Source organism: Telmatobacter bradus, from assembly GCF_048629425.1.
Lineage (GTDB): Bacteria > Acidobacteriota > Terriglobia > Terriglobales > Acidobacteriaceae > Telmatobacter > Telmatobacter bradus.
Window position 1 is genome coordinate 1,776,541 of the sequence record NZ_CP184532.1, and the last position, 12,929, is coordinate 1,789,469.

Annotated in this window: 14 protein-coding genes; 3 read left to right on the forward strand and 11 right to left on the reverse strand. The window is 58.4% G+C overall.

Annotated elements, in window-relative coordinates; all coding sequences use genetic code 11:
- Window positions 1-75: 75 nt before the first annotated feature.
- From ACOBR2_RS07620 to ACOBR2_RS07640, 5 genes are all read right to left on the reverse strand, one after another.
- A complete protein-coding gene (locus tag ACOBR2_RS07620) occupies window positions 76-1,674 on the reverse strand; it encodes an ABC-F family ATP-binding cassette domain-containing protein (protein WP_420239428.1) in 1,599 nt (532 codons plus the stop codon).
- A 173-nt stretch (window positions 1,675-1,847) separates the two neighbouring features.
- Entirely contained in the window at window positions 1,848-2,237 is a 390-nt protein-coding gene (locus ACOBR2_RS07625) for a TA system VapC family ribonuclease toxin (RefSeq protein WP_420239429.1), read from the reverse strand.
- A complete protein-coding gene (locus tag ACOBR2_RS07630; protein WP_420239430.1) occupies window positions 2,234-2,491 on the reverse strand; it encodes an AbrB/MazE/SpoVT family DNA-binding domain-containing protein in 258 nt (85 codons plus the stop codon). The genes ACOBR2_RS07625 and ACOBR2_RS07630 overlap by 4 nt, the downstream gene beginning before the upstream one ends.
- A 72-nt stretch (window positions 2,492-2,563) precedes the next feature.
- Window positions 2,564-3,268, reverse strand: a complete 705-nt coding sequence (locus tag ACOBR2_RS07635) for an HAD family hydrolase (RefSeq protein ID WP_420239431.1) — start codon at window positions 3,266-3,268, stop codon at window positions 2,564-2,566.
- Window positions 3,269-3,555: 287 nt separating this feature from the next.
- Window positions 3,556-4,635, reverse strand: a complete 1,080-nt coding sequence (locus tag ACOBR2_RS07640; RefSeq protein ID WP_420239432.1) for a 4Fe-4S binding protein — start codon at window positions 4,633-4,635, stop codon at window positions 3,556-3,558.
- A 121-nt stretch (window positions 4,636-4,756) separates the two neighbouring features.
- Here ACOBR2_RS07640 and ACOBR2_RS07645 point away from each other — a divergent pair, with 121 nt between their 5' ends.
- Window positions 4,757-5,095, forward strand: a complete 339-nt coding sequence (locus ACOBR2_RS07645) for a type II toxin-antitoxin system RelE/ParE family toxin (RefSeq protein WP_420239433.1) — start codon at window positions 4,757-4,759, stop codon at window positions 5,093-5,095.
- Between the two features lie 242 nt (window positions 5,096-5,337).
- Here ACOBR2_RS07645 and ACOBR2_RS07650 read toward each other — a convergent pair whose 3' ends face one another.
- A complete protein-coding gene (locus ACOBR2_RS07650; protein ID WP_420236173.1) occupies window positions 5,338-6,735 on the reverse strand; it encodes an IS1182 family transposase in 1,398 nt (465 codons plus the stop codon).
- 89 nt (window positions 6,736-6,824) lie between these two features.
- On the opposite strand from ACOBR2_RS07650, the gene ACOBR2_RS07655 reads away from it, so the two are divergent.
- The gene (locus ACOBR2_RS07655; RefSeq protein ID WP_420239434.1) at window positions 6,825-7,121 is read left to right on the forward strand and encodes a HigA family addiction module antitoxin; all 297 of its coding nucleotides are present in this window, start codon (window positions 6,825-6,827) and stop codon (window positions 7,119-7,121) included.
- Window positions 7,122-7,156: 35 nt separating this feature from the next.
- On the opposite strand, the gene glmM is transcribed toward ACOBR2_RS07655, so the two are convergent.
- The 3 genes from glmM to ACOBR2_RS07670 all read right to left on the reverse strand — a co-directional run bounded on the left by glmM (window position 7,157) and on the right by ACOBR2_RS07670 (window position 10,581).
- Window positions 7,157-8,530 (reverse strand): phosphoglucosamine mutase, encoded by a 1,374-nt coding sequence (glmM, locus tag ACOBR2_RS07660; protein WP_420239435.1) that lies wholly within the window; start codon window positions 8,528-8,530, stop codon window positions 7,157-7,159.
- Window positions 8,527-9,954: an exodeoxyribonuclease VII large subunit gene (gene xseA / locus ACOBR2_RS07665; RefSeq protein WP_420239436.1), complete on the reverse strand. Its 1,428-nt coding sequence runs from the start codon at window positions 9,952-9,954 to the stop codon at window positions 8,527-8,529. Before xseA ends, glmM begins: the two co-directional genes overlap by 4 nt.
- 399 nt (window positions 9,955-10,353) lie before the next feature.
- The gene (locus ACOBR2_RS07670; RefSeq protein ID WP_420239437.1) at window positions 10,354-10,581 is read right to left on the reverse strand and encodes a hypothetical protein; all 228 of its coding nucleotides are present in this window, start codon (window positions 10,579-10,581) and stop codon (window positions 10,354-10,356) included.
- 534 nt (window positions 10,582-11,115) lie between these two features.
- Between ACOBR2_RS07670 and ACOBR2_RS07675 the strand changes: the two genes are divergently transcribed.
- Window positions 11,116-11,316, forward strand: coding sequence for a cold-shock protein (locus tag ACOBR2_RS07675; RefSeq protein WP_420239438.1), 201 nt, complete (start codon window positions 11,116-11,118; stop codon window positions 11,314-11,316).
- A 192-nt stretch (window positions 11,317-11,508) separates the two neighbouring features.
- On the opposite strand, the gene ACOBR2_RS07680 is transcribed toward ACOBR2_RS07675, so the two are convergent.
- Together ACOBR2_RS07680 and ACOBR2_RS07685 are read right to left on the reverse strand one after the other, a co-directional pair.
- Window positions 11,509-11,856: a type II toxin-antitoxin system PemK/MazF family toxin gene (locus tag ACOBR2_RS07680; RefSeq protein ID WP_420239439.1), complete on the reverse strand. Its 348-nt coding sequence runs from the start codon at window positions 11,854-11,856 to the stop codon at window positions 11,509-11,511.
- Window positions 11,850-12,098: an AbrB/MazE/SpoVT family DNA-binding domain-containing protein gene (locus tag ACOBR2_RS07685; RefSeq protein WP_420239440.1), complete on the reverse strand. Its 249-nt coding sequence runs from the start codon at window positions 12,096-12,098 to the stop codon at window positions 11,850-11,852. The genes ACOBR2_RS07680 and ACOBR2_RS07685 overlap by 7 nt, the downstream gene beginning before the upstream one ends.
- Window positions 12,099-12,929 lie beyond the last annotated feature (831 nt).

Here is a 12,929-nt window from a genome sequence, read left to right on the forward strand (position 1 = left end):
GCCTTCCGCGAAAAAACAATGGCCGCATCCAGACTGGATGCGGCCATTGTTTTTACTGAGGGCTGAGGGCTGCTTTTAGCTGTGCTTTCCCTTCCACTCCACATAGGGGCCCTGGAAGTCTTCGATTTCGCCGTCCTTGAAGACCCACAGGCGGGTGGCCACTTCGTCGATCAGGTCATGATCGTGGGTGACCAGCAGGACCGTGCCCTCGTAGCGCTGCAGCGCGATGTTCAGGGCGTTGATCGACTCCAGATCAAGGTGGTTGGTGGGCTCGTCAAAGATCAGAATGTTGGGCTTGGTGAGCATCAGCTTGCAGAAGAGCAAGCGGGCTTGTTCGCCGCCCGACAGAGCCTTGGTCTGCTTGCCGCCTTCTTCGCCGCGGAAGAGCATCTGGCCGAGAATGCCGCGAATTTCTTCCACGTGCGCGCCCGGATCCCAGCGATGCAGCCAGTCGGCCACGGTCAGGCCGTGCTCGATGCAGCCGCTGACGTCCTGCGGGAAGTAGCCCACGTGGGTTTCATGGCCCCACTGGGTTTCGCCGGCGTCCAGGGTGTATTCCTTGTCGGCCAGGCCCGGATAGTTGGCCAGAATGCTCTTGATCATGGTGGTTTTGCCTGAGCCGTTGCGGCCCATCAGGCAGATTTTTTCACCACGCATGATGTTGGCGCTGAAGCCGGTAAGCACCTTCTGGTCTTCGTAGGCCTTGGTCAGATCCTTGAACTCGATGGCGTGCTTGCCGGAGGGACGGATCTGCTCGAACTTGATGAAGGGGCGCTGAATGTTGGAGCGCGAGAGTTCATTCGTCTGCAGGCGTTCCACTTCCTTGCGGCGGCTGGTCACCTGGGTGGAGCGGGTGCCGGCGGCAAAACGCGCAATGAACTCGTTCAGCTGGTCGATCTTCTTTTCGCGCTGGGCATTCTGCGATTCCAGCGTGGAGCGGATCTGCGTCTTCTGCATCACCATGTCGTCGTAGCCGCCCGAGTAGACGATGATCGTCTCGTAGTCGATGTCGGCCGTGTGGGTGGTCACCGAGTTCAGGAAGTGACGATCGTGCGAGATGACGATCAGGGTGCCGCTGTAGTTGAGCAGGAAGTCCTGCAGCCAGTGGATCGACTCCAGATCAAGGTGGTTGGTCGGTTCGTCCAGTAGTAGAGCTTCGGGCTTACCGAAGAGAGCCTGCGCCAGCAGTACACGGACCTTCTGGCCGCCCTGCAACTCGCTCATTTTGCGCTCGTGCAGGTCGTCGGTAATGTCCAGACCCTGGAGCAGGATGGCGGCGTCGGTTTCGGCGGTGTAACCGTCTTCGTCGCCGACCACGCCTTCGAGCTCGCCCAGACGCATGCCGTCTTCGTCGCTCATCTCGGGCTTTTCATAGATGGCGTCGCGCTCACTGAGGGCAGCCCACAGAGGCTTGTTGCCCATGATGACGGTGTCGATGACGCGGTAGGCGTCAAAGGCAAACTGGTCCTGACGGAGCACGCCAAACTTGCGCGGGCGCACGACGGTTCCCTTTTGGGCGTCGATCTCGTTGGTGAGGACCTTCATGAAGGTGGATTTTCCGGCTCCGTTGGGGCCGGTCAGGCCGTAGCGGCGGCCGGGAACGAAGTTTACGCTGACTTCATCGAAGAGCACCTTCGAGCCGTAGCGCATGCTGACGTTGCTGACGCTGAGCATTCTGTTTCCTATCTTTTAATAGCCGCACAGACGCGATGGCGCGGCGGCCGGAATCAAGCTGAAGATTGAATCTTGGGTGGGGCGCGTGCCGCTGCCCCGGGGATCTTCCTGTTCTAGTTTCTCATAGATGGGAATTGTCGTGTTATAGGGGCGAGAATACGATGGTACGGAAGCTACGGAATCAGGAATGCGCCGGGCAGACGGGCGTCGAGGGTGGCAAGTTGCGCATCGTGGGACTCAGCCAGCGCCAGCAGGTGGCCGTCGGTGGTTTGCGCCGAAAACTGAACCCAGGCAGGAAGATGGGTGATGTCATGGGCGTCTTCAAGGAAAGTAAACAGGCCGGGGGTACTTTTTAGATCAAGCAACTGTGTGCGGGCCTGATCGACTGTAAACCCGTATACCGAGGGGTTGCTGATGATTCGGACGAAGCCTAATTCAGTAATGGAGCAGGTCAGAAAAGACAGATTCTGCTGGGCATCGATCCAGCGGGTGACTCGGGGATGCGCTTGATGCTGATGCAACCCGAGAGCTATCAGTGCATTGACGTCGAGCAAATATCTCATGGAAATTCTGTAAGCAGTTCAGCAACTTTTTCGCTGGTCAGTATTGGAGCGTTCGGGCCGAGGTCAAGGACTGGAATTCCATATTTTGTTTCTTTCACGATGCGCGGCTCAAAGGAAGGCTGGGCCTGAGGCGCGAGCACGATCCGGTCGTTCTCGATGTGTACATCGAGATGGTCGCCGGGCTGAATGCCCAGGCGGCGGCGAATCGGGCCGGGCAGAACGATCTGCCCTTTGGTGGAAACACGGGCCTGCATGGTAAGACGATCTTACCTCGAACCAGATTGCGGTACAAGAAGATTCCCCGTCGCTCGGCGCAGGGTGGGCTCTCAGAAGTACTCGCCTAACTGGGCAAAGGTTTCCAGTTCCAGCAGTTGGCGGCCTGCGGGGGCCGAGGCCAGCTCCGCGTGCTCCAGCACCCAGGTGTCTTTATGGAAGAGGAAGACGGCGTTCAGGCCTGCAGCCAGCGCCGGGTTTACGTCGCTTTTGGGGCTGTTGCCGATCATCCACGTCGCGGCCGGAGTGAGCTTATGGTGGGCCACGACGGCGCGGTAGGTGGGGTCATCCTTTTCGGCAACGATTTCGACTGCCGAAAAGTGCACCTTGAGCCCGGAACGGATGAACTTGTCGGCCTGCTCGGAGTGGTCGCCTTTGGTCATCAGGATGAGCTTGTGGCGGGTGGCCAGCTCGGCGAGCGTTTCTGCCACGTTGGGTAGTAGCTCGATCTCCTGCTCGGCAATCGAGCGGGCAAAGCCGCGAATTTTCTTCTTGTTTTCTTCGGTCAGGGGCGTGGGGCTGAGTTTTTCATAGCAGGCCAGCAGCGAACGGGCAAAACTGGCCAATCCGTAGCCGTGGGCCCGAATCGACTCATGCTCGCAGAGGTTCAGCGTCTCGCGCACCTGGGCGGGCGAATACTCGCGATGATTCAGGAATCCGATGAAGGCGGCAATGGCGCGCTCAAAGTAGATATTGTTCTGCCAGAGCGTGTCGTCGGCATCAATCAGCAGCGTCTGGCCGGGGGCGATGGAGGGCATAGCTGGATTTTAGCAAGGCCACGAGTCAGCAGCCTTTGTGACGCTATGCGTCAGATTATAGAGCCAGCGAATAAAACGTGTTTGCGTGCTTCCCCACCCTAGCCGCAAAAACAAAGACGCGGCCAGGGTGGGGCATCCGAAGGGGAGTGCGATTGATTCACCGAATCCATAGGGAGCTCTTGGGCCTCACTGCTCACTCTTTCTTCCTGTTCCGCTGAGGGACGCTGCGAGAACGCCGCTGACTTGCTTTCTTGCTGACCTGCTGACTCGCTTTCTTGCCGCCCGCCCTACTCTATCCCCGGATGGCCAGCTTGATCTGCGTTGGGGATCAGGCGCAGGTAGACCGCGTCGGGGATGGGCGACTGCCAGTGGTTGGTGGCCCGGGCGTAGAGCACAAAGCCGAAGAAGAGCACAGCCAGCAGTGTGACGAATCCTGCGGGTGTCATGGCCTGGCGATAGCGTGGCAAGGGCTTGGTTGCGTCTTTGGCCAGCGGCAGCGAAAACTGCAGCGCGCCTTCGACGGGGCAGTTGGAGACGCAAATCATGCAGGCCGTGCACTCCACTGAGCGGACTTGCACCAGCTTGTCCACCTTGAGCTGCGCGGGGCAGACGCGGGCGCACTTGCCGCAGGCCGTGCAGGCTGTGGCGTTGCGGCGAACCTTGAGCGGGCTCAGCAGAGAAACCAGCCCCATGAGCGCGCCGTAGGGGCAAAGGTAGCGGCACCAGACGTGCTCCACCGCAGATGAGAGCAGCCCCAGCACGGCCACTACGCCGAGCGCCATGATGCTCATGTGGCGGAAGAAGTTCAGCATCTTCACGTCGGCAATCAGGCCGTAGGGCGCTTGCAGGAACTGGTTCAATGCCTCGGCCGACATGCGGACGATGATGAACAGAAAGAAGCTTAGCAGAAGGTATTTGAGCCCGCGCAGGGGAAGGTCGAGCCAGCGCGGCAGACGCAGATTTTTGCCGAGGATTCTGCGGCCAAACAGGGCCAGATGCTCACTCAATGTGCCGACGGGGCAGAGCCACGCGCAGAAGGATTTTTTCGCAATCAGGCTCATAGCCACAAAGGCCATGAAGAGGAAGAGCGCCGCCGGATGAATGAGCGGAATGCTGCCCGTCGAGAGAAAGAGCTTGAAGTTCATCAGCCCTGCAATGGGCAGCCAGCCTTCGGCTCCGGGGGGGCGGGGAACTGCCAAGCCCTGACTGCCGCGCTCAAAGTGCCGCACCCAAAGGTAGAACTGCGCCCCCAGCCATGCGTTTAGGGCAACAAAGCCATACTGCACCATGCGGCGGGTGCGCTGAAAGCGGTGAGGCGCAGTGCGGCGGGCATTTTTCTCAACGGGGGAAGCGGGGAATGTGCTCATCGAAGTTCCTTCTGCGGATGAGCCTACGGGGCGTGGCTTGCAGTGGGCTATGACTTAGGTCACGGCAAATGGCCTTCAAATGGCCGTTGACAAGTGTAACCTTACAGGCTACAGGGATGCTGTGAAGATTCGCAGCTTCGCGCATAAGGGGCTGAAAAAGCGCTATAAAGAGGAAGCGACCAAGGGGATTTCTGCCGAAGTGGCTGACAAACTTCGGAAGATGATGGCGTTTCTGGATGAGATGGAAGATGCGGAAGAGCTGCGCGGGATGCCTTCCTGGAAGGCGCATCAGCTTACCGGCGGGCGCAAGGGCGAATGGAGCCTGAGTGTGAATGCGAGTGTGAATGCGAGTGTGAATGCGAGTGTGAATGCGAGTGTGAATGCGAATCGCAGGCTGACCTTTTGGGTGGATGCAGCGCGGCAGGAAATACACGACATGAATCTGGAAGACTACCACTAGTACCGTGACCGCGTAGATTTGTGCTTTCCCAGGTCCCAAAGGCGGGACTTGGGGCACCCAGAGTGGGTACAAATTCAAACGGTCAGAGACCTAGGAGTCTGTCGCTCATAGCGTTTGCGATTTTTGCAGGAGATGTCGGCCTGGCTGCGCAGTACTGGATTTGTCTGTTGCTGTCAGTTTTTCTCTACCGCACCGTATCTTTGAGGCGCGACTCTGATTCGGATTCTGATCTTTCGTTGTTTTTACGCGTTTTGCAGTGCCCATCCGGAGCGAAAGAGCTTCAACAGATTGCTGACCGCGCACACCAGCCTCCACTCTCCGCTCACATTCTGTTTGCCGCGCATGCTGAAGCGACGAAAACCGCGGCACTCCTTGATTTGTCCAAAGACCGGTTCCACGATCGCCTTGCGTCTTTTGTAGACTGCGCGTCCGGCCTCGGTCTTCAACTTATGTTGCATTTGTTCTCGTGCCGTTGCATCTGACGGGGCTTCACCACAGGCTATCTCCGTTGGATCACTATGTTTGTCGCGGCCTGTGGCGATGTATAAGTCGATTTCAGCTACCGTTGCGTCGGTCACATTTGCTTCGCTGAAGTAGCCGGTATCAGCGCTGACTTTCTCGGGCTTTTGGGCAAGATTCTTTTCGATCTGTGCCACCATCGGCAGTAATTGTTTTTTGTCGTTCGTCTCCTGCGTAACCGCGGCGGCCACGATTACCTGCGCGATGGAATCGACCGCGATCTGCGCATTATAAGCCTGTAAAAAGCTGCCTTTATTGGCGCCATCCGGCATGATGCGGCTCTCCGGATCCGTGAAGTTGCGCTGATCCTTGTCTGCGGGTTTTGCCTTGTCCGGATCAGGGGGATTCGACTTGCGACCACGTTTCTTTTTGCCCGCGCGACGATCTTCTTCCTCGTCAGCCTGTTTCTTTTCTGCTTCAGCAAGTTTCTGCTCAGCCTTCTCGCGGGCCTCGTCTTCGAGTGCCTGCTTCGCTTCGCGAATCTTCTGCAACCGGCTCTCGCGTCGCTGTAACTCGTCGGGAAGTTCTTCGCCGTTCCGATCCTTGCCGTACTGCGCGTCCTCGTCGGCATCCGCTTTTTCCGCAGCAGCCAACAGAGCGTTGATTTCCTGCTTCAGGCGCGCCTCGCTCTCGGTCATGCGCTGGTAGCTCATCGCCTTGTGCTTGCTGGCGTTCGCCCTGATCTTTGTTCCATCGATCGACACATGACCCAGCTTAACCAGACCGGCTTTTGCGCACAGCAACAAGGCCTGCGTGAACAGTTCGGACAGCGCAGCCAGATGCCGTTTGCGAAACTCGGCCAGCGTGGCGTGGTCCGGATGCTGGTCGCCGGAAAGATAGCGAAATGCCACGTCTTCCCAGGTATGCTTCTCAAGCCTGCGTGAGCTGTAAACGCCCGTGGCATAACCGTACAAAAGAAGGCGAACCATCATCTCCGGAGCATAAGCCGACTGGCCGCGACCATCCTTCTCGCGATACGAAGCATAGATCGATTCAAGATCCAATGCCGAAACCACATCCACGACAAAACGAGCCAAATGGCCGTCAGGTAGCCAGTCGTGAAGGCTGGGTGGAAACAGAAGCGTCTGGTTGACCGTGTCTGGAAGGAAGTTCTGGCCCATAACAAAATCGTAATCTGCTGGGCCTGGTCTGGACCAGGACCTCGGGCAATTCTATGGGCGACAGACTCCTAGAGCAAAAGGAGCAGGCAATGCCGATCAAGAATCCGCCCCACCCGGGAGATTTCGTCCGTACGGAACTGGTGGAAGCCATGGGGCTGACCATGACGGCAGCAGCAGTTGCTCTGGGTGTTTCGCGGCCTGCACTTTCGAGTTTGCTGAATGGAAAAGCAGATTTGTCTGGTGAGATGGCCCTGCGCTTGGAAAAGGCTTTTGGGGTAAAGATGGATACGCTGATGCGGATGCAGAGTGCCTACGACATTGCCCAGATCCGCAAGCGAGCGCCGCTGATCGATGTGGAGCGCATTGCCGCCCAACCGGCCCGCTGAGGGGCCGGTTTTTTGTGGACGGTCAGGCAGAATCGTTACACAGCCAGTTCGGCGCGGATGGCGTCGGCAATGGCGTCGGCGTGGCGGCGCATGGCCTCTTCGCTTTCGGCTTCAATCATCACGCGGGCCAGCGGCTCAGTGCCGGAGTAGCGAATGACCACGCGGCCCGAGTCCTTCAGCTCTTCCTCGGCGGCCTGAATAGAGGCCACAACTGCGGGGAAATTTTCGAGCGGCTGCTTTTCGCGCACCTTCACGTTGACGATTACCTGCGGAAAGACCTTCAAGTCGCTGGTCAACTCGTCGAGTGAGCGGCCGCTGCGGGCTACCAGATCGAGCACCACCAGGGCCGTCAGCAGGCCATCGCCGGTGGTGGCCAGGTGCGGTAGCAGAATATGGCCGGACTGTTCGCCGCCCAGCGCTGCATCGTGCTGCAGCATCTGTTCGAGCACGTAGCGGTCGCCCACCGAAGCGCGCAGCATGCAAATGCCGCTGCGCTTGAGCGCAGCTTCCAGGCCCATGTTGGACATGGTGGTGGCCACTACCAGATCACCCGTCAGCAGGCCGCGCGCCTTCAAATCGCGGGCGGCAATGAGCAGAATCGCATCGCCATTCACCACATTGTTGTTGGCGCCTGCAAGCATGCAGCGGTCAGCGTCGCCGTCGAAGGTCAGGCCGATCTGCGCGCCGTGCTGCTGGGTTATGGCAGCCACGCGCTTCGGATGCAGAGCACCGCAGTCGGCGTTGATATTGCGGCCGTCGGGCGCGGTGTGCAGCAGTTCGATGGTGGCTTCGCCGGTGGGATCCAGGCGGCGGAAGAGCTCGGGCGCGATGGTTGCGGCCGCGCCATTGGCGCAGTCGGCCACAATGTGCAGGCCAGCAAGCGAGAGGCCGGGAACGCTGGCGATCAGGAAGTCGATGTAGTCGCTGGCGTAGTGGGCATTGTCTGCAATTGTGGGCAGAGTGGCTGGGTCGGGCGCGTCGATCAGCGCGGCATGGCGCAAAATCTCCTCTTCCATGGCCAGTTCCAGTGCATCGGCCAGCTTGAAGCCGTCGCCGCCAAAGAGCTTGATGCCGTTATCCTGCCAGGGATTGTGCGAGGCCGAGACGACTACACCGGCCTGGAACCCGTGTTTGCGGACGAGAAAGGCCACGGCAGGCGTGGGAAGAATTCCAGCGCTCTCCACTTCGGCTCCGCCAGCCTTGAGTCCGGCGGCGAGCGTGGCCGTGATCCATGGACCCGACTCACGTGTGTCGCGGCCAATCAGTACGCGGGGCGCGCTGCTGGTGGGGGCGAGCGAGTGGGCCAGCGCCAGACCTACAGCGTAGATGGTGGTGGCGTCGAGCGGCGGCTGGCCGGCGATGGCGCGAATGCCATCGGTGCCAAAAAGCTTGCGTGCGGTTGAACTCAATTTTTTCCTCGTTTGGGTTGAGAGCTTTGTATGGATTCCACGCGGCTGGTAATGGCTCCGTCGGCCAGTCGCGTTGTTAGATGATCGCCGGGCGTAAGCTGCGTGGCTGAGCGCACTACCGCGCCATCTGCGGCCAGCACCAGGGCGTAGCCGCGATCAAGCACGGCCAGCGGCGAAAGCGAGTGCAGGCGGGCATCGAGCGCGGTCAGCCGCGCAGAGTAGCTCTGCAAGCGGCGCTCCAGCACGTGGGCCAGTTGTTGGCGCAGCGCGGCCAGCTTGCCCTGGGCTTCGGCCAAACTCTGGCGCGGGTCGGAGTTCAGCACGGCGGTGGCAAGTTCGGCCAGATGGGTGCGGTGCTGGCGCAGCGCTGCGTGTACCGCCGCTTCCATGCGGAAGCCCAGTTCGTCCAGACGCTGGGCCTGCCGGTGGAGGTGCGCGGAAACGCGGGCCTCCACGCGGCTGACCTCCAGCCGTGCCAGCCGCTGGCGGGCCTGCAAAAGTTGATAGCGCGCCGCCCGTTCCAGACGATGATCGAGCCGCGCCAGCCGGTCGGCAATGGTGTGCTGCGCCTCGGTGATCAGCTCGGCTGCGGCGGAAGGCGTGGGGGCGCGCAGGTCAGCAACAAAATCGGCAATGGTGAAGTCGGTTTCATGCCCGACCGCGCTTACCACCGGCAGATGGCTGGCGGCAATCGCCCGCGCTACACGTTCGCTGTTGAAGGCGGCCAGGTCTTCGAGCGATCCACCACCCCGTGCCACCACAATCAGGTCAGCAAAATTAGGGCTGGCCTTGACGGCGGCGTTGATCGCTTCGAGAGCGCTGGAAATTTCCGCGGGAGCCTGATCGCCCTGCACCGAAACCGGGTAGAGCAGCACGCTCAAGCCCGCATGGCGACGGCCTGCCACGTTCAAAAAGTCGCGGATTACAGCGCCGGTGGGCGAGGTAATGATGGCTACGGTGCGCGGAAAGGCAGGCAGCGGACGCTTGCGCTCCGGCTCGAAGAGTCCTTCAGCCTTGAGCTTGGCCTTGAGCTGCTCAAAGGCCATCTGCAACGAACCTGCGCCAACAGGCTCCATGGTTTCCGCTACCAACTGCATCTGGCCGCGCTGTTCGTAGACGGTAACGCGCCCACGCACGAGCACATGCAGGCCGTCTTCCGGACGGAAGCGCAGCAACTGGGCCTGACGGCGGAAGAGCACGATGGGCAGCTGCGCGCCCGCATCTTTGAGTGTGAAATAAACGTGACCGCTGGGCGCTGGGCGGTAGTTGGAGATTTCACCCTCCACCCAGACGTCGCCGTATTCGTTTTCCACCAGATTGCGTACCTGGGCAACCAGATCGCCAACCGGCCAGACGCGGCGGCTCGAACGCGGTTCCTCAAAGTTCAGACCGAGTTGTGGCTCGTAGGGATCGAACAGGGCCATTGCACTTATGAGTTTAATCGTTTGGGTGCGGGCGTGGGGAGCGGCGTGGCAGAAAGCCTTGCAGATGGGAAGGGCGTACGGAAGAGGGAAGCAGGAATCCAGGCAGCAATGGCGTTTTTCTGCGCAGGGAGGACAGAGCTTCCGCTCAGTAGAGCGGCCAATGCTTCGCCGCGCCGTGCAGCAGAGGAGGAAGGTTCTCCAGTCGGAAGGCATCCCGTTCACTGGAGGGGGCTGACTTCGCCCGCACCTGCGCTTCATCCCCGCTGCCCGGGGCTTGCTCTTATTAGAGCATCTCTCCTGATGCTGTGAAGTGGCAAAAGTCTTGCCAAGTTGCCGCTCCCTGGGGGTTCGCGTCAACGATGCAGCATCGACTCGCTCTATACCTTCAGGAGAGATGCTCTAGATGGCGCTGGTAATCAGTTCGTCGATGGTGGGGGGAGGAACAACCTCAGGCAGTGGCGCATGGACCGGGTTTCCCTTGGCCACATCGGCGAAGACCCTGTTGACCGTATCTTCCGTGCGGGTGGCTGGAACGTGGAGCTTTTTGGTCGCACGCATCACGGTGGAAGCCAGCAGGAAGCGGTTCACAATTTTATCTCCGGCATCAAATACCAGTGTCGATCGCATAATTTCCCTCGATTCTAGAATTGTGGGACGATTGGACAAGAAATCGAGGTGTCTCTGCTTCCTTGCGGTACTAGAGCCCAAATTCTTGTTTCTTCGGATGAAGAATATGGTGCGGGACGTTGGCGGAGGCTTTGGTAGGGTCTCCGTAACGGAAGAAGGATGGAATCCTCCTCTATTGAGCATACGCTGATTGAGTCGATCCTCCTAATTCTGCCCTATTTAGATACAGGGGGGATTCCTTTCCGGATGAGTTTGAGTCAGGGCAGGACGTCATGAGTCTGGGTGCGACTTCAGTCGTACCGTAAGTGCTGTGAAATGAGCGGAGGCTTTACAGGGTGCGAGTTTTTCAGCAGTCCTGAAAGCAGTTCTCGCAAAAAAAAAGCAAGGCAGATGCTCCATTTGTTTCTACCTGTGCTATTCTCTGTTCAGGTCGTTGAATCTGACTTGGTGTTATTTGCCTGTTCTGCTTTTTGCTTGACACGCAATCAATTCCACATTGAGTTCTGCGATAGATCAAGTAAAGAGGGACATGTTATGGAACAGGGTACTGTGAAGTGGTTTAACGATGCCAAGGGTTTTGGTTTTATCAGCCGTTCGAATGGCGAAGATGTCTTCGTGCATTTCTCGGCGATTCAGTCGGGCGGCTTCCGTTCGCTCCAGGAAGGTCAGACGGTCCAGTTCAATGTGACCAAGGGACCGAAGGGCTGGCAGGCAGAGAACGTTCAGCCTGTTTAGTTCGGAATCCTGACTGGACAATCAGTTTTTTCCTCCCTTGCTTTGCAAGTCGGATGGAACGCAAAATCCAGTTTGGTAAAAGGAGCTGCTTCGGCAGCTCCTTTTACGTTTTGCCCCGCTTTTTATGGCTCATGTTTCTTGCCCATCGGGCCTGTTGGGATCAAGCGAACAATCTGACGTTTATGTTTCGCCTTACTTTGCGGGGATTTGTAGCAGAACCGCTAGATATTGCCGTACTTTAGAGACCAGAAACTCTGGAGCTTTGGAATGGAACTCCGCTCTGCGCCCGACCCAATCGAGGCTCTTTACCTGGTCAACCAATACAGCGCCGTCCACCTTGCCAACCGTCACGGGCAGGGTGAATGGATAAGGTTTGACCTTTGAAGTGAGTGGGCAGACAATCGCCAGACCGCTTGCCCGGTTGTAACGTAAATCCGTTAAAACCAGAGCGGGACGTCTTTTGGCCTGTTCCCGGCCAATTTGAGGGCCAAAATCAAGAAAGACAATGTCCCCCGTGTCTGGGACGTAAGAGGCTACCATTCAACCACTTCCATTCCAGTTTCCGGTCCGGATGACACTTCGGAGTATCTGTTTTCCGGGGTGATCTGCGCCACGAGTTCGGCGAGTGTGGGCACATCGCTGATCCGATGCAACTGCACAACGCCATCGGCATTGATGGCAATTTCCAGAGGATCCCCTAGCTGCAAACGAGCGCTCTCTGCCACGGGTCTGGGAATTCTGACCGCTAAACTATTACCCCATTTCAATACTTGCGCCTGCATGAGTCCCTCCTGTATCTACAATGTATCACCGTTCGAAGGCCAAAGACGTCTTCGTGGATTTCCCGGCGATTCAGTCGGGTGGCTATCGCTCGCTGCAGGAAGGGACAGACGGTCCAGTTCAATGGGACCAAGGGAGCGAAGGGCAGGTAGAGAATGTTCAGCCTATTTCGTTCGGAATCCTGACGGGGTAATCAGTTTTTCCTCCCTTGCTTTGCAAGTGGGACGGAACGCAAAATCCAGTTTGGTAAAAGGAGCTGCCGAAGCAGCTCCTTTTACGTTTTGCCCCGCTTTTTATGGCTCATGTTTCTTGCCCATCGGGCCTGTTGGGATCAAGCGAACAAAAGATCGGATCAGGAGAAGCCGCAGGAAATCGAGCCCGCATCCCGCGAAGAGCTCTTCCTGTCGATCAGCCGCTTATAACAAGCAAACCAAGCTTGATGAGCGCATTGGGCTGTTAACCGGCCAATCTCTGCCCATTTTCATTCAGTCTGTGTGAAGTTTGCGTATTTCGGCGAGGATCTTGGTGAGGCGGTTTGAGAGCCGGTCGAGGCGTGAGCGCTCGTTGTCAATCGGAAGTGATCGACGGAACATCTCCATGACATGTTGGGTAGCGAGCAAGGAATCGATGAGGCCATCAAGGCCGTTGCGCGCAGGTGCGGAGGAGGTTTTTGGCTTAGGAGCCAGATGCCTTGGTTTGAAGCGGAGCAAGACCGTTCAGGCGGGCTGTCGCCAATCGAAGGCCACGGTGCCTCGTTGCGGCGGCGTTGGTGGTGTTCTGTTTCAGAGCGCTCCTGTTTCTTGTCCCAGATTTGTTCTGCAACAAAATACATT